Origin of the sequence: Streptomyces sp. NBC_00158 (genome assembly GCF_045160885.1) — a bacterium.
GTDB lineage: Bacteria > Actinomycetota > Actinomycetes > Streptomycetales > Streptomycetaceae > Streptomyces.
In genome coordinates, this window is the sequence record NZ_CP108161.1 from 5,654,496 (window position 1) to 5,671,325 (window position 16,830).

Sequence of the window (16,830 nt, forward strand, 5' to 3'; positions counted from 1 at the left end):
CGGCGAGGCTGGAACTCCAGCCCGTCCGGCGTTTGAGGACCGGGGGTCCGGGGGCGGAGCCCCCGGTTTCGGGAAGGGGCGGAGTGGGGGATGGCCGCCCGCAGGGCCGGGGCCGTCACGGGGCGCCCGGGGGGAGGAAGGGGAGGCCGGCCGGGGCGCCGGACTCGATCAGCTGAAGCAGCGCACGCGTATCGGCGTGCTCGGCGATCAGGTCGCCCAGCAGGTCCAGCTGTTCCTCCCGCAGGGAGGAGAACGACGTGTCCGGCGCCGGTACGAAGCGGCGCCCGGCAGCCGAGGCCACCTCCCGGAGGAACGCCCGGCGGAAGCCGTCCGACTCCAGCGAGCCGTGCCAGTGGGTGCCCCACACCGATCCGACCCGGCAGCCGTCCAGGAACGGCTCGCCGCCCAGCACCTCGGCCACCCCGTGGTGGATCTCGTAGCCCGAGACCTCCTCGCCCAGCGCCTCGCCGACCGGCCGCGCCAGGGTCTTCTCGGCCGCGAACCGCACCCGTACCGGCAGCAGTCCCAGCCCCGCTACGGAGCCGGCCTTCGACTCGACCTCGTCCTCGATGTGCTCGCCGAGCGCCTGGAAGCCGCCGCAGATGCCCAGGACCGGCCGCCCCTCGGCGGCCCGCCGGGCCAGCGCGTCGGCGAGTCCCCGCTCGCGCAGCCACTCCAGCGCCTTCACCGTGCCGCGCGTGCCCGGTACGACGACCAGGTCGGCGTCGGCCAGTTCCTCGGCCCGGTCCACGAACCGCACGATCACGCCCGGCTCGGCCGCCAGCGCGTCGACGTCGGTGAAGTTCGACATCAGCGGCACCGCGCACACGGCGACCCGCAGCACGTCCTCGCCGACCGGCGGGGCGACCACGGACTCGCGCACCGCGCCCCGCAGGGAGACCCGCAGGCCGTCCTCCTCGTCGATGCCCAGCCCGTGCTGGAACGGCAGCACCCCGTACGTCGCCCGCCCCGTGAGGCCGCGCAGCATCTCCATGCCGGGCTCCAGCAGGGAGACGTCGCCGCGGAACTTGTTGACCATGTAGCCGGCGATCAGCGACTGGTCCTCGGGGGACAGCAGGGCCGTCGTGCCGAAGAAGGAGGCGAAGACCCCGCCGCGGTCGATGTCGCCGACCACGACCACCGGGAACCGCGCGGCCCGCGCGATGCCCATGTTCACGATGTCGGTCCGGCGCAGGTTGATCTCGGCCGGACTGCCCGCCCCTTCGCAGATCACGGCGTCATACGTGCCCCGCAGCTGCTCCAGGCAGTCCGTGACGATGCCGAGGAGCTGCTCCTGCCGGCCGCCGTGGTAGCCGCGGGCGCTCATCTCGCCGACGGGCTTGCCCAGCAGCACCACCTGGCTGCTGCGGTCGCTGCCGGGCTTGAGCAGGACCGGGTTCATCAGCGCGGTGGGCTCCACCCGGGCGGCCTGGGCCTGCATGGCCTGGGCGCGGCCGATCTCGGCGCCCTCGCGCGTCACGAACGAGTTCAGCGACATGTTCTGGGCCTTGAACGGGGCCACCTTGACGCCCTGCCGGGCCAGCCAGCGGCAGATGCCCGCCGTGACCACGCTCTTGCCCGCGTCGGACGTCGTACCCGCGACCAGCAGTCCGCCGCCGCGCCTGGTGCCGCTCATGCCCGTCCCCTTCTCGTCATTGCCACTGCCGAGCGCACCGCCACACAGGTGCCGAGCGCCAGCCAGGTCACCCGCCGCGACAGCCGTACCGCCCGTTCGATGTCGGCGACCTCCACGGGCCGCCCCCGTTCGCCGTTCAGGACGGCACGGTGTTCGACGCGCCCGCCGTAGGACAGGGTGCCGCCCAGCCGGACGCCGAGCGCCCCGGCGAAGGAGGCCTCGACCGGGCCGGCGTTGGGGCTGGGGTGGGCGGCGGCGTCGGCGCGCCAGGCCCGTACGGCTCCCCGCCGGTCGGGGCCGGCGGCCACGGCGGCGAGTGCGGTGAGCCGGGCCCCGGGCCAGCCGGCGAGGTCGTCGAGGCGGGCGGAGGCCCAGCCGTAGCGCAGGTAGCGGGGCGACTTGTGGCCGACCATCGCGTCCAGGGTGTTCACGGCGCGGAAGGCCAGCAGTCCGGGGACCCCGGCGACGGCGCCCCACACGAGGGCGCCGACGACCGCGTCGGAGGTGTTCTCGGCGACGGACTCCACGACGGCCCGTGCCATCTGCTGCTCGTCCAGTGCCTGGGGGTCGCGCCCGCACAGGTGGGGGAGCCGCTCCCGGGCGACCTCGGCGTCCCCGGCGGCGAGCGCCCCGCCGATGGCGCGGGCCTCCCGTCCGAGGGAGGTGCCTCCGACGACGGCCCAGGTGGCCGCGGCGGTCAGGGCGATGCGGGCGGCCGCGGGCCGGGAGCGCACGGCGCGCGCGCCCAGCGCGCCGGCGGCGGCGGCGCCGCCCGCGCAGACGAGGGTGTGCAGGAGGCCCCGGGCGCGGTCGTCGCGCCACAGGGCGCCCTCGACGGCGGCGGCGGCTCGTCCGAAGGCGGCCACGGGGTGCCCCCGGCGAGGATCCCCGAGGATCCGGTCGCCGATCAGCCCCGCCGTGGCGCCGTACGCGAAGACGCGGTCGGCACGCATGGTGGCAGGTATGTCCTCACTCAGGGTCCGCGCCCTGGTTCGACGTGTCCGGTGGCGAGAGTTCCTGGCTCCCGGGGCGCACGCGCCGCGTGCGTTCCCCGGTGACAGTGGCGGGACCGCGCCGGATTCGCACCGGACTTCCTCTCCATGCCGCCGTATTGGCTCGGGCAGTCCACCACGCCCCGCGAACGCCCGTCAACTTGCCGTTGACCTGGTGGGACGGACGGCGGAGAAGGGGCGCGGGTACGCGAAAGCTCCCTCCGGGGAATCCCGGAGGGAGCCGTCGTACGCGGTGTGGCGGTGTCAGCTGACGATCAGGTAGATCCCGTACGTCACGGCCGCCGCGCAGAGCGCGAAGCAGGCGTACGCGCCGCTGCGGGCCAGGGTCGCGGCCCCGCCCTGCTCGGTGGCGGCCTCGTGCTTGGAGAGGCCGACCAGGCCCAGGGTGAAGAGGGCCACGAGGGCGACGGTGGCGGAGAGGCTGACCCCGAAGACGGAGCCGAGTGCTGCCCAGTCGATCTTCATACTGCCGTTTCCTCTGTCGTTCTCGGGGTCAGACCGCCGCGGCCGGGGCCGTGGGGGTCGTCGGGGAGGCCGGGCCGGCGGTGGCGGCCGGGATGGTGGCCTTGAGGTCCTCGTCGGTGACCGCGGCGGTGGTGCCCGCGAGCGGCGGGACCGCGACGGCGGCCATGGCGGTGGTGACCACGCCGGGCTCCTCGGCCTCGGTGGAGGCGGCGGCGGTCTCGTTGACGTTGGTGTGGTCGACGACCTGGCGGCGGGAGATCAGCCAGATGGCGACGCAGGAGCCGACCAGGAAGACCGTGACGGCGACGACGCCGATGTCACCGGTGCGCATGACCAGCTCGGCGCCGGAGGCGACGAGCGCGGCGGCCGGCAGGGTCAGGCCCCACGCGACGAACATGCGGGTGGCGGTGGACCAGCGGACCACGCCGCCCTTGCGGCCCAGGCCCGCACCCATGACGGCGCCGGAGCAGGCGTGCGTGGTGGAGAGCGAGAAGCCGAGGTTGGAGGAGGCCAGGATGACGCTGGCGGCCGAGGTCTGGGCGGCGAAGCCCTGCTGCGGCTGCAGGTCGGTCAGGCCGGAGCCCATGGTGCGGATGATGCGCCAGCCGCCCAGGTAGGTGCCCATGGCGATGGCCAGACCGGCGGAGACGATGACCCAGACCGGGGGGTTGGAGCCGGGCGCGAGCGCGCCGCCGGCGACCAGGGCCAGGGTGATGATGCCCATCGTCTTCTGCGCGTCGTTGGTGCCGTGCGCGAGGGAGACGAGACCGGCGGAGGCGATCTGGCCGGCCTTGTAGCCCTTGGCCGAGGTCTTCTCGCCGATCTTGCCGTTCAGCTTGTACGTGACCTTCGTGGCCAGCATCGCGGCCACACCGGCCACGATCGGCGCGGCGACGGCGGGGAGCAGCACCTTGGTGACGAGCGTGTCGCCGTTGACGGCACCGAGGCCGGCGGAGGCGACGGCAGCACCGACCAGGCCGCCCATCAGGGCGTGCGAGGAGCTGGAGGGGAGGCCGACCAGCCAGGTGACGAGGTTCCAGAGGATCGCGCCGACCAGGGCGGCGTAGATCACTTCCGGCTGAATGCCCTCCTCGTTGACCAGGCCCTTGGAGATCGTCTTGGCGACCTCCACGGACATGAACGCGCCGACGAGGTTGAGCACGGCGGACATGGCCACCGCCGTCTTGGGCTTGAGGGCGCCGGTCGAGATGGTGGTGGCCATCGCGTTGGCTGTGTCGTGGAAACCGTTCGTGAAGTCGAACACGAGAGCGGTGATGATCACGATCCCGAGGAGAAGCGTTATGTGCTCCATTTACCCAGGCTTCTGTTTGGCGTCAGTGGCACGGCGACCGTAGGCAACCTGGGTGAACGGAAGATGAACTGCCTCGGGCGACGCGGTGTCCCCACGCGCCACACGATCGGGTCATTCGTCCTGATTCTGTCGTAGCCATCCCGATTCCTGCACGTCAAAGCAGGGTGAACGGCCCCCTCCGGGCAGGGCTGCGGGCCGACGGGCGGCCCCTCTCGGACCCGGTAAAGAGAGGTAGATCACTCCGTTCGGAGCGAACCGCTCCGGTGGCCCCTCCGCCGCCGCGCGCCGAGACTGGAACGGTGCGTACCGCCACAGCGACGGCAGCGGCCGTCACGACGACCCTGATCGGCGCCGGAGCGGCCGCGGTCGCGGCCGGCCGGTACGCCGCCGATGCGGCCCTGCGGCCCGAACCGGGCCGCCCGCTGCCCGGCGGCCCCCGCCTCAGCGTGCACTCCACGGGAGCCGGCCGGGTGGTCCTCACCCGCTCGCTGGCCTCCCTCCGCCCCGGGGTCCACGGCCTGGAGGCGCCCGGGGTGCACGCCGTGGTCGGCTCCGTCCTCACCGACGTCCCGCACGACGCGGACACCGTCGTACGCCGGCTCCTGGCGGTCACCCACGGTGAGCTCACCCCGGGCCTGCGGGTCGCCCTCACCCCCCAGGTGCACCGGGGCAACCCGCGCTCCGCCCTCGGGCTGGACCACGCCGACGTGGACGTCCCCGGCGAGCTCGGCCCGCTGCCCGCCTGGTTCCTGCCGGGGGCCCGGGGCACCTGGGTGATCACCGTCCACGGGCTCGGCACCGGCCGGGAGCACCCCATGACGGTCATGCCCTTCCTGCACCGCCACCGCCTGCCGGTGCTCGACCCCGGCTACCGGGGCGACATCGGCGCCCCCGCCCCGCCGGACGGCCTCGGCCACCTCGGCGAGTCGGAGTGGCGGGACCTGGACGCCGCCATCCGCTACGCCGTGCGCTACGGGGCCCGCCGCGTGGTCCTGTACGGCTGGTCCACCGGCGCCGCCATGGCCCTGCGCGCCCTGGAGCGCTCGGCCCTGGCCGGCCGGGTCTCCGGGCTCGTGCTGGACTCGCCCGTCATGGACTGGCACGCCACGCTGCGCGCCCTCGCCGCCGCCCGCGGCACCCCGGCCCCGTTGCTCCCGCTCGCCGTCCGGGCCGCCGAGGGCCGCGCCGGGCTGCGCGCCGACCACCTCGCGCCGGCGGCCGACCCCGGCGCGCTGCGCGTGCCCGTCCTGATCTTCCACGGCCCCGCCGACACGATCGCCCCCTGGGAGCCGTCCCGCCGGCTCGCCGCCGCCCGGCCCGACCTGGTCACCCTGCACACCGTGATGGACGCCGGGCACGGGGCGATGTGGAACGCCGACCCGCTGCGATACGAGGAGGCGCTGCGACGCTTCCTCACCCCTCTCATGTGACGTGTGATGTGGCGCCCGGGTGAAGGGCCTGTGGCGGACGGGGCGCGGTGGGTGATTCCTCCCGGTTCATCCACCCCGTGACCTGTGGAAATGACCCGTTCCGTTTGGGCTTTCGGCCAGTGACGGGCGAGACTGCTTCCGTGACGTCCCGAAAGCCTGATGAGCAGTTGGCTCGCGACTCCAGACTCCGACTCGTCTCCCAGCGCTCCGTCGCCACGGCGCGCAAGGCGGTGACCGACCGGCGAACCCGCCCGGCCACCCGGCCCCCGGCGGGCACCCCCGCCACGGCGGACCTGGCGAACCGCGCCCGCGCCTCACTCGCGGACGCGGTACGGCTGGCCCGCTGGGCCGAGCTGAACCTCGGCGCGGGCGACGGCGGCCGCCCCGCCCCCTCGGGCGCACTGCCCGCCGTCGACGTCGAACGGGCCGCCGCGGAACTGGCCCTGACGCACGGGCAGATCCGGGTCGGCTGGGACCGCGCCCGGCTCTCCGGCCTCGTCGAGGTGCACGGCGGACACGCCCGCCCCGGCTGGCGGCTGCGCGCCTGGGACCGCGACGACACCGCCGTGCTGCGCGGCTGGGTCGCCCTCTTCGACGCCTGGTCGCTCGTCCACCCGGCCCCCGCGGACATCGCCGCCTCGGCCGTCGCCGAGGTGGTCGAGGCCATGCCGCAGCTGCTTTCGCTGCTCCAGCTGTCCGCCGGCCCGGTGACCGTCCCCGACCTCCTGGACCTCCTCGGCCAGCGGGTCACCGAGCTGCGCGACGAGCGCTGCGAGGTCCCCTACGACGCGGAACCCGCCGGCGCCCCGTCCGCCGGCGCCGAACCCCGGCCGCTCCCGCTCGCCCGGCTGCTGCGCTGGGCCCTGGGCGGACTCGCCGCCGTGGACGCCGTCACCCTCGGCCCCGCCCGCGCCACCCTCACCCCCCTCGGCAGCTGGGCCGTGTGGGTGAAGCTGGAGCAGATCTGCGTCGCCGCACAGAGCCCGGCCGGCAACATCGAGCAGTCCGCCGCCGCCATGCTGCACGGCTGTGCCCGGCTCACCCCCGGACCGGCCCGCGCCGAGTACCAGGCCTGGCTCGCCGCCCGGCCCGTCGGCCACGCCGTCAGCGAGCTCCTGCACGCCGCCCGCGGCGAGGACGCCCTGCTGCGCGGCCTGGCCTTCGAGGCGCTGCGGGTGGTCGGCGCCCCCGCCGAGCGCGAGGTGCGCGCGGCCCTGCGCGAGCCCGCGCTGCGGCCGTACGCCCTGCTCTGGCTCGCCGAGCACGACGGGGTGGACCCCGACGACGCCCAGGACGTGCTCACCCCCGAGGAGTCGACCTGGCTGTGGGTGGACACCGCCGCGGCCATCGCCGACCACGGCGAGGCCGACCTGCTCGCCCGGCACCTCGACTCCGCCGTCCGCACCACCGTCCCCCGGCTGCTGGACGAGGTCCGCGCCGTCGGCCACCCCCGCACGGTGCAGGTGCTGGTCGCCCTGGCCGCCGCCCACCCGGACCCCGCCCTCGCCAAGGCGGTCCGCCGGGCCGCCTTCCAGGTCCACACCGGCGGCGGCTGACCGCCCGCCGTACGCGCGGACGCGCCGCGGCCGTCACAGCTGCGGCGCGTACGTCCCGAAGCTCCAGACGTTGCCCTCGGCGTCCCGGGCCATGTAGTCCCGGGACCCGTAGTCCTGGTCGGTGGGCTCCATCAGGATCTCCACGCCGTGGTCGGCCGCCCGCCGGTGATGGGCGTCCACGTCGTCGACCACGACGTAGACCCCGGCCGGGCCCGCCGCCTCCATGGCCGCGTCGAAGGTGCCGCCGCGCCCCTTGCTGCCCAGCATCACCGCGCCGTCGCCGTACGCCAGCTCCGCGTGCATCACCGAGCCGTCGTCGCCCTCGTACACCGCGACCTGGGTGAACCCGAACGCCTCGGTGAGCTGCTGGATCGCCGCCTTCGCGTCGCGGTAGAGCAGCGTGGGGTAGATGGACGGAACGCCTGCCATGGCGATCACTCCCTCTCGTGACGATGGCCTGGGTGACCCACGTCACAGCATGGCAGGCGGCGCCGACAGTCAGCGGAAGGTGTTGCACTGCGCCATGTCGCCGGTGCGGTAGCCCTGGTAGAACCACTGCTGGCGCTGCTCCGCCGAGCCGTGCGTCCAGGACTCCGGGGTGACCCGGCCCTGGAACTTCTCCTGGATCCGGTCGTCGCCGACCGCCGCCGCCGCGTCCAGCCCGTCCCGGATGTCCTGGTCGGTGAGGCTGGTGATCAGCGGCCGCCCCGTGGACTCGTCCGGGGTCCGCGTCGCGTTGTGCGCCCACACCCCCGCGTAGCAGTCGGCCTGGAGCTCGACCTTCACCGCGTTGCTGTCCGCGCCCTGCCGCCCGTCCTGGGCCCGCTGGAGCGTCCCGGTCAGGTTCTGGATGTGGTGCCCGTACTCGTGGGCGACCACGTAGGCCTGGGCGAAGGGGCCGCCGCTCGCCCCGAACTTCGTCCGCAGCTCGTCGAAGAAGCCCAGGTCCAGGTAGACCTGCCGGTCGGCGGGGCAGTAGAAGGGCCCGACCGCCGAGGTGGCGGCCCCGCAGGCGGTGTTCACCCGGCCCGTGAAGAAGACCGTCGACGCCGGCCGGTAGGCGCCGCCGCGCTTGGCGAACTCCTGGCTCCAGAAGTCCTGGGTGCTGTTCACCACCGCCACCAGCCGGCAGTCCTCGCGCGTGTTCGCGTCCCGCCCGGTCCTGCAGGCCTGCTGCACCTGCGCGGCCGAGGAAGAGGTCGCGACCGGCTCCGGGCTGCCGTCCGACAGGCCCAGCTGCTCCGGGCCCACCCCGAAGAGCAGCCCCAGTACCAGCGCGATCAGACCGACGAGGCCGCCCCCGATCGTGGCCCTCCCGCCCGGGACACGGCTGCCGCGCACGTCCTTGACCTCGGACGTGTCCAGATTGGCGTTGTCGTCGAACTGCATCCCGCACCGCCTAGATCGGTGAGACCGGAGGGCCGCCGGGCCACCCCCGCGGCGAGTGTCAACCCCTTCATCCTGATACGCCCCCGGGCGGCCCCGCGCCGCCCGTGCGCCGAACGGGGGACGGGAGGCCCAGAAAAGTGGTTGCGCACCCCCGGTAGAATGAATCCCATGGCAAATCTCCTCGCGGATTAGCGGCGTCGAAGCAACGCGCGTCCTGCCCCCACTTCCGCCGTCCCCACCGCCCTGGAGTATTTCCGTGATCACCGCCACCGGCATCGAGCTGCGCGCCGGCGCCCGCATCCTCATCGAGAACGCGTCCTTCCGTGTCGCCAAGGGCGACCGCATCGGACTCGTCGGCCGCAACGGAGCGGGGAAGACCACCCTCACCAAGTGCCTCGCGGGCGAGGGCCAGCCCGCCGGCGGAACCATCACCCGGTCGGGTGAGGTCGGCTACCTCCCGCAGGACCCGCGCACCGGCGACCTCGACGTTCTCGCCCGCGACCGGATCCTCTCCGCGCGAGGGCTCGACGTACTGATCAAGAAGATGCGCGCCAACGAGGAGCGCATCGCCACCGGCTCCGGCGCCACCCGCGAGAAGGCCCTGAAGCAGTACGAGCGCCAGGAGACCGAGTTCCTGACCAAGGGCGGCTACGCCGCCGAGTCGGAGGCCGCGACCATCTCGGCCGCCCTCAGCCTCCCCGACCGGGTCCTCGGCCAGCCCCTGCACACCCTCTCCGGCGGCCAGCGCCGCCGCGTCGAGCTCGCCCGGATCCTCTTCTCGGACGCCGACACCCTGCTCCTCGACGAGCCCACCAACCACCTCGACGCCGACTCGATCGTCTGGCTGCGCGACTACCTGAAGACCTACCGCGGCGGCTTCATCGTGATCTCCCACGACGTCGACCTCGTCGAGACCGTGGTCAACAAGGTCTTCTACCTCGATGCCAACCGGTCCCAGATCGACGTCTACAACATGGGCTGGAAGCTCTACCAGCAGCAGCGCGAGGCCGACGAGAAGCGCCGCAAGCGCGAGCGCCAGAACGCCGAGAAGAAGGCCGCGGCGCTGAACTCGCAGGCCGACAAGATGCGTGCCAAGGCCACCAAGACCGTCGCCGCCCAGAACATGGCCAAGCGCGCCGAACGGCTGCTCTCCGGCCTGGAGGCCGTCCGCGCCTCCGACAAGGTCGCCAAGCTCCGCTTCCCGGAGCCGGCGCCCTGCGGCAAGACCCCGCTGACCGCCGAGGGCCTCTCGAAGTCGTACGGCTCGCTGGAGATCTTCACCGACGTCGACCTGGCCATCGACAAGGGCTCCCGCGTGGTCATCCTCGGCCTCAACGGCGCCGGCAAGACCACCCTGCTGCGCCTGCTGTCGGGCACCGAGAAGCCCGACACCGGCAGCGTCGTGCCCGGCCACGGCCTCAAGCTGGGCTACTACGCCCAGGAGCACGAGACGCTCGACCCGGAGCGCACGGTCCTGGAGAACATGCGGTCCTCCGCCCCCGACCTGGACCTGGTCGAGGTGCGCAAGACGCTCGGCTCCTTCCTGTTCTCCGGCGACGACGTGGACAAGCCCGCGGGCGTGCTCTCCGGCGGCGAGAAGACCCGCCTGGCCCTGGCCACCCTGGTCGTCTCCTCGGCCAACGTGCTGCTGCTCGACGAGCCCACCAACAACCTCGACCCGGCCAGCCGCGAGGAGATCCTGGGCGCGCTGCGCACCTACAAGGGCGCGGTCATCCTCGTCACGCACGACGAGGGCGCCGTGGAGGCCCTGGAGCCGGAGCGGATCATCCTGCTCCCGGACGGGGTCGAGGACCTGTGGGGCCCGGACTACCGGGACCTGGTCGCCCTCGCCTGACCCCCGCCGGGCGCCCCGCCCGACGGCCCCGCGGGTTGATCCAGTTCCTTATGGATCATTCGGCTCAGACGTGATCCATCATCTGAGTGAGACGGTCTCGTACCCCCGCGCCCCGTACATCGGCCCCGGCCGCGTCCCTGTGGACGCGTGTCCGGGGCCGGCTTCGTTCCGGCTTCCGGCCCCTGACCTGGAGATTCCCTCCGGTGTCGGAGAAATGTGACGGAGGTCATGCGGCGGAAGAGGAGATTCCGTTCTGCTCGTGCGTCCACGGACCGGGAAATGCCGTCGCACCGACCTTGCTGAATGGGTGGCCAGGAAGCCGGGGAGGGGTGATCATGAGAAGTCCAGAGCGCACTTCCCACGAGGAGGCACGGGTGGCCGAGACTCTGAAGAAGGGCAGCCGGGTGACCGGCGCCGCGCGCGACAAGCTCGCGGCAGACCTGAAGAAGAAGTACGACTCCGGTGCGAGTATCCGGGCGCTGGCCGAAGAGACCGGCCGGTCCTACGGATTCGTCCACCGGATGCTCAGCGAGTCCGGAGTCACGCTGCGCGGTCGCGGTGGCGCGACACGCGGCAAGAAGGCGGCTGCGGCCTGACCCTGGCCGTCAGGCCGGGGCCGGTACCGAAGACCGCCCGACAGCTCCGTTCTCTTTCACGCTGTCTGATCCATGCTGTCGGTTTCGTCCCGTTCCATGCACGGTACCTTCGGTGACCCCCGGTCGGCCCCGCGGTCGGCTGGGTGGTTACTGTGCAGTCACTTAGGCCGGGCACACGGCCGCGACTGCACACCGGAGGCACCAGATGGCTCTGCTCGACAAGGATGGCGTACGGCTCACCATCGACGACACGGTCGCCACGGTGACACTGACCAATCCGGCCAAGCGAAACGCCCAATCCCCCGCGCTCTGGCGGGCGTTGGCGGAGGCCGGACGGTCGCTGCCCGGCACCGTCCGGGTCGTCGTGCTGCGCGGCGAGGGCAAGTCCTTCTCCGCCGGGCTCGACCGGCAGGCCTTCACCCCCGAGGGTTTCGAGGGCGAGCCGTCCTTCCTCGATCTGGCGCGCGGTTCCGACGAACTGCTCGACTCCACCATCGCCGAGTACCAGGAGGCCTTCACCTGGTGGCGACGCAATGACATCGTCTCCATCGCCGCCGTACAGGGCCACGCGATCGGCGCCGGCTTCCAGCTCGCGCTCGCCTGCGACCTGCGCGTCGTCGCGGACGACGTCCAGTTCGCCATGCGCGAGACCAGCCTGGGCCTGGTCCCCGACCTCGCCGGCACCCAGCCGCTGACCGCCCTGGTCGGCTACGCCCGCGCGCTCGAAATCTGCGCGACGGGCCGCTTCGTGCACGCCGAGGAGGCCGAGCGGGTCGGCCTCGCCAACCTGGTCGTCCCGGCCGGCGAACTGGATGCCGCCGTCCAGGACCTCACCACCGCCCTGCTGGCCCCGCCCCGCGACGCCGTCATCGAGACCAAGGCGCTGCTGCGCGGTGCCCCGTCCCGTACGTACGACGACCAGCGCACCGCCGAGCGCGCCGCCCAGGCGCGCCGGCTGCGCGACCTGGCGGGCCTGTCCGACTGAGGCCCGTACGCACGCACGCCCGGAGGGCCGGAACGCGAACACCGCGTTCCGGCCCTCCGGCCGTCCGGCCCACTCTCCGGGGCGCCCGCGCCCGTACGCGCTTACCGTGGTCGGGAGACCTTCCCTTCCCCGAGGACGTCCGATGACCGAATCCGCACCGGGGGGCTCCGCCCGGGCCCCCGCAGACCGCGGCCGCACCACCATCGCCGACGGAGTGGTGGAGAAGATCGCCGGACTGGCCGCCCGGGAGGTGCCCGGCGTCCACGCCATGGGCAGCGGCGGCGGGCTCTCCCGCACCTTCGGCGCCGTCCGCGACCGGGTCCCCGGCGGAGCGAAGTCCGCGGCCGCCCGGGGGGTCAAGGCGGAGGTCGGCGAGGTCCAGACCGCCCTCGACCTGGAGGTCGTCGTCGACTACGGGGTCGAGATCCACGAGGTCGCCCGGGCGGTGCGGGAGAACGTCATCGCCGCGGTCGAGCGGATGACCGGCCTGGAGGTCGTCGAGGTCAACATCGCCGTCAGCGACGTCAAACTGCCCGACGAGCCCGACGAGGAAGCGGATCCGCGGCTCCAGTAGCGGGCGCGCGGCAGCGGAGAGGAGCCAGGCCATGAGCATGGCGGTCGCCGGCCTGTTCGCCGGCATCGCCCTGGCGTTCGCCGGGTACTTCGGCGGCTTCGGGGCCTTCCTGCTGGTGGCGTCGCTCGGTGCCATCGGCTTCCTCGTCGGCCGCTACCTCGACGGGGACCTCGACCCGGGCGACCTGTTCCGGCCCCGCGGCCGCGACGACAGGCAGGGGTGAGGCCGCAGATGAGCACCCCGCGCCCGCTGCCGCCGAAGGTCCCGCCCGCCGAGCGGGGAGCCCTGCGGATCGCCGACCGCGTCGTCGCCAAGATCGCGGCGCAGGCGGCCCGGGAGGCGCTCGACGTCCTGCCGGGGGCCGTCCCGCACGCCACCGTCACCGTCCACCACGACATCGCGCGGGTCAGGGTGAGCCTGGAGCTCGGCTACCCCTCCGACCTCGCCGCCCAGTGCGCCGCCGTACGCGCGCGGGTCGTCCGGCGCGTCGAGCGGTGCGCCGGGATGGCGGTGCCCGAGGTGGACGTGGACATCGAGCACCTGCACCCCACCCACACCCCGCCGGGCGCCGCCGGGCGGGACCGGCGGCTGCGGTGAGCGCGCCGCCGCCACCGGCACCGCCGCACCGCCCCCGCTCGGCCCGGCGGATCCCGGCCGGGATCACCGCGCTGGTGGTGCTCGCGGTGGCGGGGCTCTTCCTCTACGACCTGGCCGCGGTACGGGCACACCGGCCCGGGATGCGCTGGCGGCGCGAACTGGGCGCCCTGCTGGAGCGGCAGGCCCCGGCCGGCCCGGGAGTCACGGCGGCCGGGGTGCTGCTGGCCCTGGCCGGAGCGGGGCTGCTGCTGCTGGCGCTGGCCCCCGGGCTGCGCGGGGTGCTGCCGATGCGGACGGAGCCGGGGGTACGGGCGGGCATCGGCCGCCGGGCCGCCGCGCTGGTCCTGCGGGACCGGGCCATGGAGGTCGCCGGGGTCCGCTCGGTCCGGGTCAGGATGGGCCGCACCCGGGTCGGGGTCCGGGCCACCTCGCACTTCCGCGAACTGGACGACGTACGGGCCGACCTGGACGAGGTGCTCGCCGTCGGCATCGCCGAACTGGGCCTGGCGCACCCGCCGCGGACCCGCGTCAGGGTCCGGCGGTGAGCGACGCCCTGGGGGCCCTCAACCGGGCGGTGCTGGCGCTCGGCGGCCTGCTCCTGCTGGCGGCCGGCCTCGTCCTCCTCACCGGGACCCGGCCCCGGTGGCGCTTCGGCCTGGACGGCGTCCGGTGGTGGGCGGTGTCCGCCGGCCTGGCGGTGTGCGTGCTGCTGGCGCTGTGGTGGCTGGCGGCGCAGCTGCGGCGCCGGCGGCTGGCGGCGCTGGAGGTCGACACCGGTGACGGGGGCTTCGCGGTGCTGCGGGGGCGGGCGCTGGAGGAGGCGGTGGCGGCCGAGGCGGCGGCGGTGGAGGGCGTCGCGGCCTGCCGGGTCGCGCTGCGGGGGCGGCCGGGTTCCGAGACCCTGCGGGTGGCGCTGGAACTGGAACCCCACGCCGTGCCGGCGGACGCCCTTGCCGCGCTGGCGGATCCGGTCCTCACCCACGCCCGCGCCGCGACGTCCCGCCCCACCCTCGGGCTGGAAGCCCGCCTGAAGGTGACCCCGCACCCGGCCCAGCGCGCCACGTAGCCGTAGCCGGGCGGGGCCGCTGCGCTGCCGCGCGGGGGGCCCGTGAGGTGGGGCGGTCCCACCGCTGCGCGGGGCGAGGTCCCCTACCCGCCCTTCGCCCGTTCCCCGGGCTGCGCCCGGACCCCTCCTGGGGGCTCCGCCCCCAGACCCTCCCCCAGCTACCGCTGGGGGAGTTTGAGCGCTCCGGGCGCGGAGCGCACGGTACCGGGGTCAGGGGCGACGCCCCTGGGAACGGTGGAAGGGCGGGTAGGGGACCTCGCCCGCGCAGCGGCCAACCCACCCGCACACGACCCACCGGCACCCGCCACCCGAACCGACCCCGCCCCGGGCCCGACGGACGGAGTCCGGCGCAGCGGCGCGAGGACCGCGTCAAGAAGGGGGGCGGCGCGTCACGAAGGCGGCGCTAAAAGCCGTGGCGGGCTCCGCCGTCCACCGGGAGCATCAGGCCCGTGAGGTACGACGCCGCCGGGGACAGGACGAACGCCGCCGTGCGCCCGAACTCCTCCGGGGTGCCGTAGCGCCGCAGCGGGATGCGGGACTCGTTGCCCGCGCGGGCCGCGTCCGAGTCCCCGGACAGCGCGTCCAGCTCCCGCACCCGGTCCGTGTCGATCCGCGCCGGCAGCAGCCCGATCACCCGGATCCCGCGCGGCCCCAGGTCCACCGACAGGGACTTGGCGAAGCCGGCCAGCCCCGGTCGCAGGCCGTTCGAGATGGTCAGGCCCTGGATCGGCTCGTGCACCGAGCCCGACAGCACGAAGCCGATGACCCCGCCCTCGCCCAGCTCGGCCGCGGCCGTCCGCGCGAGGCGGACCGCCCCCAGGAAGACGGTGTCGAACGCCGCCGACCACTGCTCGTCGGTGTTGTCCGCCGCCAGCCCCGGCGTGGGGCCGCCGACGCTGATGAGGATGCCGTCGAAGCGGCCGAAGCGCTCCCGCGCGGTGGCCACCAGCCGTGCGGCCGCGGCCGGGTCGGAGTTGTCCGCCACCACGCCCACCGCGTTCGGACCGAGTTCGGCGGCGGCGTCCGCCACCCGCTTCTCGTCCCTGCCCGTCAGTACGACCTTCGCCCCGTCGGCGGTGAGCTCGCGCGCGGAGGCGAAGCCGAGACCCCGCGTGGCACCGGTGACGACGTAGACGCGGTCCTTCAGTCCAAGATCCATGCGGGACAACCTACGCCGAAGCGGGCTCCGGTGACACGGCCTTGGCCGCCGCCTCCTCGCGGTCGCGCTTCTCCCGCCGCACCAGCACCACCCACCCCACCGGCACCGCCGACGCGAACAGCCACCACTGCACGGCGTACGCCATGTGCGCGCCGATCGAGTCGTGGTCGGGCTCGGCCACCATCTCGGGGCTGCCGCCGGCCGGCTCGGGGCCGGTCAGTTCCAGGTAGCCGCCGAGCACGGGCTTGCCCAGCGCGGCCGCCTGCTGCTCGCTGTTGATCAGCATCACCTGACGGTCGGGCAGGCCCTTGCGGTCCTTGATCCCGCTGCCACCGCTGGTCTCGTCGGCCTTGAGCCGCCCGGTCACCGTGACCTCGCCCACGGGCGCGGCCGGCACCGGCGGGTAGGCGCGCGGGTCGTCGCCGCCGGCCACCCAGCCCCGGTTCACCAGGACCGCCCGGCCGTCGCCCAGCACCAGCGGCGTCACCACGTGGAAGCCGACCTTGTCGTCGTTCGAGGTGCGCATCCGTACGACGACCTCGTGCGCGGGGTCGTAGGTGCCGGTGGCGGTGACGGCACGCCAGTAGTCGGCCCTCGGAACGGTGTGGCCGGGCGAGGTGACCTCGGTCACCGGCACGGGCTTCCCGTAGAGGTTCTTCGCGATCAGCTCGTTCTGGGCGACCCGGTGCTCGTGGCGGTGGAACTGCCAGAACCCCAGCTTGATCATCACGGGGATGAGGACGAGGGCGACGAGGGTGAGGGACACCCACTGCCGGGTCAGCACAAAGCGGTACACGCCCACGACGGTACCCCCAGCGACGAGGACCCCGGCGGCCGGGTGGCCTTCCGGGGTCCGGGGAGCGGAGGGGGGAGGGAAAGGGGGAGGGGAAAGGGGGAGGGGAAAGGGGAGAGGGGAAGGGGGAACGGAGCGGGCGGTCAGACGCGGTCGACGATGCCCACCTTCCCCTCCGCGCGGGCGCAGTGCCCGCCGCAGTACCACTGGCCGTCGACCTCGACGCCCTGCCCGATGATCTGGACCCGGCAGTGCTCGCAGATGGGCGCCATGCGGTGGATGGCGCAGGAGAAGCAGTCGAAGACGTGCACCGCGCCCTGCGCGTGCACCTCGAAGGACATGCCGTAGTCGTTTCCGCAGACCTCGCAACGTGCCATGCGCCGCATGCTGTGCGGGGCGGGCGG

Annotated in this window: 19 protein-coding genes and 1 riboswitch; of the genes, 10 read left to right on the forward strand and 9 right to left on the reverse strand. The window is 74.1% G+C overall.

Annotated features, from left to right (window positions below; translation table 11 throughout):
* Nucleotides 1-115: 115 nt before the first annotated feature.
* From OG553_RS26020 to OG553_RS26035, 4 genes are all read right to left on the reverse strand, one after another.
* Nucleotides 116-1,636, reverse strand: coding sequence for a cobyric acid synthase (locus tag OG553_RS26020; protein ID WP_405981296.1), 1,521 nt, complete (start codon nucleotides 1,634-1,636; stop codon nucleotides 116-118).
* Nucleotides 1,633-2,589 (reverse strand): cobalamin biosynthesis protein, encoded by a 957-nt coding sequence (locus OG553_RS26025; protein ID WP_405981297.1) that lies wholly within the window; start codon nucleotides 2,587-2,589, stop codon nucleotides 1,633-1,635. The genes OG553_RS26020 and OG553_RS26025 overlap by 4 nt, the downstream gene beginning before the upstream one ends.
* A 58-nt stretch (nucleotides 2,590-2,647) precedes the next feature.
* Nucleotides 2,648-2,734: riboswitch (cobalamin riboswitch) on the reverse strand.
* A gap of 158 nt (nucleotides 2,735-2,892) precedes the next feature.
* On the reverse strand, nucleotides 2,893-3,114 hold the full coding sequence (locus OG553_RS26030) for a hypothetical protein (protein WP_405981298.1): 222 nt from the start codon (nucleotides 3,112-3,114) through the stop codon (nucleotides 2,893-2,895).
* A gap of 28 nt (nucleotides 3,115-3,142) precedes the next feature.
* Nucleotides 3,143-4,426: an anion permease gene (locus OG553_RS26035; protein ID WP_405981299.1), complete on the reverse strand. Its 1,284-nt coding sequence runs from the start codon at nucleotides 4,424-4,426 to the stop codon at nucleotides 3,143-3,145.
* 299 nt (nucleotides 4,427-4,725) lie between these two features.
* On the opposite strand from OG553_RS26035, the gene OG553_RS26040 reads away from it, so the two are divergent.
* Together OG553_RS26040 and OG553_RS26045 are read left to right on the forward strand one after the other, a co-directional pair.
* Nucleotides 4,726-5,856: an alpha/beta hydrolase family protein gene (locus OG553_RS26040; RefSeq protein WP_405981300.1), complete on the forward strand. Its 1,131-nt coding sequence runs from the start codon at nucleotides 4,726-4,728 to the stop codon at nucleotides 5,854-5,856.
* Between the two features lie 140 nt (nucleotides 5,857-5,996).
* Entirely contained in the window at nucleotides 5,997-7,412 is a 1,416-nt protein-coding gene (locus OG553_RS26045; protein ID WP_405981301.1) for a hypothetical protein, read from the forward strand.
* Between the two features lie 33 nt (nucleotides 7,413-7,445).
* On the opposite strand, the gene OG553_RS26050 is transcribed toward OG553_RS26045, so the two are convergent.
* Together OG553_RS26050 and OG553_RS26055 are read right to left on the reverse strand one after the other, a co-directional pair.
* Nucleotides 7,446-7,841, reverse strand: a complete 396-nt coding sequence (locus tag OG553_RS26050) for a VOC family protein (RefSeq protein WP_405981302.1) — start codon at nucleotides 7,839-7,841, stop codon at nucleotides 7,446-7,448.
* A gap of 69 nt (nucleotides 7,842-7,910) precedes the next feature.
* Nucleotides 7,911-8,801, reverse strand: coding sequence for a neutral zinc metallopeptidase (locus OG553_RS26055; protein ID WP_405981303.1), 891 nt, complete (start codon nucleotides 8,799-8,801; stop codon nucleotides 7,911-7,913).
* 256 nt (nucleotides 8,802-9,057) lie between these two features.
* Between OG553_RS26055 and OG553_RS26060 the strand changes: the two genes are divergently transcribed.
* The 8 genes from OG553_RS26060 to OG553_RS26095 all read left to right on the forward strand — a co-directional run bounded on the left by OG553_RS26060 (nucleotide 9,058) and on the right by OG553_RS26095 (nucleotide 14,474).
* A complete protein-coding gene (locus OG553_RS26060) occupies nucleotides 9,058-10,656 on the forward strand; it encodes an ABC-F family ATP-binding cassette domain-containing protein (RefSeq protein WP_405981304.1) in 1,599 nt (532 codons plus the stop codon).
* 374 nt (nucleotides 10,657-11,030) lie between these two features.
* The gene (locus OG553_RS26065; RefSeq protein WP_007263382.1) at nucleotides 11,031-11,252 is read left to right on the forward strand and encodes a helix-turn-helix domain-containing protein; all 222 of its coding nucleotides are present in this window, start codon (nucleotides 11,031-11,033) and stop codon (nucleotides 11,250-11,252) included.
* A gap of 205 nt (nucleotides 11,253-11,457) precedes the next feature.
* Nucleotides 11,458-12,237 (forward strand): enoyl-CoA hydratase/isomerase family protein, encoded by a 780-nt coding sequence (locus OG553_RS26070; protein WP_405981305.1) that lies wholly within the window; start codon nucleotides 11,458-11,460, stop codon nucleotides 12,235-12,237.
* A gap of 142 nt (nucleotides 12,238-12,379) precedes the next feature.
* Complete coding sequence (locus OG553_RS26075; RefSeq protein ID WP_405981306.1) at nucleotides 12,380-12,811, forward strand: Asp23/Gls24 family envelope stress response protein; 432 nt, start codon at nucleotides 12,380-12,382, stop codon at nucleotides 12,809-12,811.
* A 31-nt stretch (nucleotides 12,812-12,842) separates the two neighbouring features.
* A complete protein-coding gene (locus OG553_RS26080) occupies nucleotides 12,843-13,034 on the forward strand; it encodes a hypothetical protein (RefSeq protein WP_405981307.1) in 192 nt (63 codons plus the stop codon).
* 8 nt (nucleotides 13,035-13,042) lie between these two features.
* The gene (locus OG553_RS26085; protein ID WP_405981308.1) at nucleotides 13,043-13,408 is read left to right on the forward strand and encodes a hypothetical protein; all 366 of its coding nucleotides are present in this window, start codon (nucleotides 13,043-13,045) and stop codon (nucleotides 13,406-13,408) included.
* A complete protein-coding gene (locus OG553_RS26090) occupies nucleotides 13,405-13,953 on the forward strand; it encodes a DUF6286 domain-containing protein (protein ID WP_405981309.1) in 549 nt (182 codons plus the stop codon). The genes OG553_RS26085 and OG553_RS26090 overlap by 4 nt, the downstream gene beginning before the upstream one ends.
* Nucleotides 13,950-14,474 carry an alkaline shock response membrane anchor protein AmaP gene (locus OG553_RS26095; protein ID WP_405981310.1) on the forward strand — a complete coding sequence of 175 codons (525 nt, stop codon included), beginning with the start codon at nucleotides 13,950-13,952 and terminating at the stop codon, nucleotides 14,472-14,474. Before OG553_RS26090 ends, OG553_RS26095 begins: the two co-directional genes overlap by 4 nt.
* A gap of 403 nt (nucleotides 14,475-14,877) precedes the next feature.
* Here OG553_RS26095 and OG553_RS26100 read toward each other — a convergent pair whose 3' ends face one another.
* The 3 genes from OG553_RS26100 to OG553_RS26110 form a co-directional block, all read right to left on the reverse strand.
* A complete protein-coding gene (locus OG553_RS26100) occupies nucleotides 14,878-15,633 on the reverse strand; it encodes an SDR family oxidoreductase (protein WP_405981311.1) in 756 nt (251 codons plus the stop codon).
* Between the two features lie 10 nt (nucleotides 15,634-15,643).
* Nucleotides 15,644-16,429, reverse strand: a complete 786-nt coding sequence (locus tag OG553_RS26105) for an SURF1 family protein (RefSeq protein ID WP_405981312.1) — start codon at nucleotides 16,427-16,429, stop codon at nucleotides 15,644-15,646.
* Between the two features lie 140 nt (nucleotides 16,430-16,569).
* Nucleotides 16,570-16,803 carry a hypothetical protein gene (locus OG553_RS26110; protein ID WP_405981313.1) on the reverse strand — a complete coding sequence of 78 codons (234 nt, stop codon included), beginning with the start codon at nucleotides 16,801-16,803 and terminating at the stop codon, nucleotides 16,570-16,572.
* Nucleotides 16,804-16,830: the final 27 nt, after the last annotated feature.

Excerpts from the sequence above, each read along its gene's own strand:
- OG553_RS26075 (WP_405981306.1), top strand. The coding sequence starts at position 12,380 with ATGACCGAATCCGCACCGGGGGGCTCCGCCCGGGCCCCCGCAGACCGC.
- OG553_RS26035 (WP_405981299.1), bottom strand. The coding sequence starts at position 4,426 with ATGGAGCACATAACGCTTCTCCTCGGGATCGTGATCATCACCGCTCTC.
- OG553_RS26110 (WP_405981313.1), bottom strand. The coding sequence starts at position 16,803 with ATGGCACGTTGCGAGGTCTGCGGAAACGACTACGGCATGTCCTTCGAG.
- OG553_RS26080 (WP_405981307.1), top strand. The coding sequence starts at position 12,843 with ATGAGCATGGCGGTCGCCGGCCTGTTCGCCGGCATCGCCCTGGCGTTC.
- OG553_RS26025 (WP_405981297.1), bottom strand. The coding sequence starts at position 2,589 with ATGCGTGCCGACCGCGTCTTCGCGTACGGCGCCACGGCGGGGCTGATC.
- OG553_RS26020 (WP_405981296.1), bottom strand. The coding sequence starts at position 1,636 with ATGAGCGGCACCAGGCGCGGCGGCGGACTGCTGGTCGCGGGTACGACG.
- OG553_RS26055 (WP_405981303.1), bottom strand. The coding sequence starts at position 8,801 with ATGCAGTTCGACGACAACGCCAATCTGGACACGTCCGAGGTCAAGGAC.
- OG553_RS26070 (WP_405981305.1), top strand. The coding sequence starts at position 11,458 with ATGGCTCTGCTCGACAAGGATGGCGTACGGCTCACCATCGACGACACG.
- OG553_RS26085 (WP_405981308.1), top strand. The coding sequence starts at position 13,043 with ATGAGCACCCCGCGCCCGCTGCCGCCGAAGGTCCCGCCCGCCGAGCGG.
- OG553_RS26050 (WP_405981302.1), bottom strand. The coding sequence starts at position 7,841 with ATGGCAGGCGTTCCGTCCATCTACCCCACGCTGCTCTACCGCGACGCG.
- OG553_RS26030 (WP_405981298.1), bottom strand. The coding sequence starts at position 3,114 with ATGAAGATCGACTGGGCAGCACTCGGCTCCGTCTTCGGGGTCAGCCTC.
- OG553_RS26100 (WP_405981311.1), bottom strand. The coding sequence starts at position 15,633 with ATGGATCTTGGACTGAAGGACCGCGTCTACGTCGTCACCGGTGCCACG.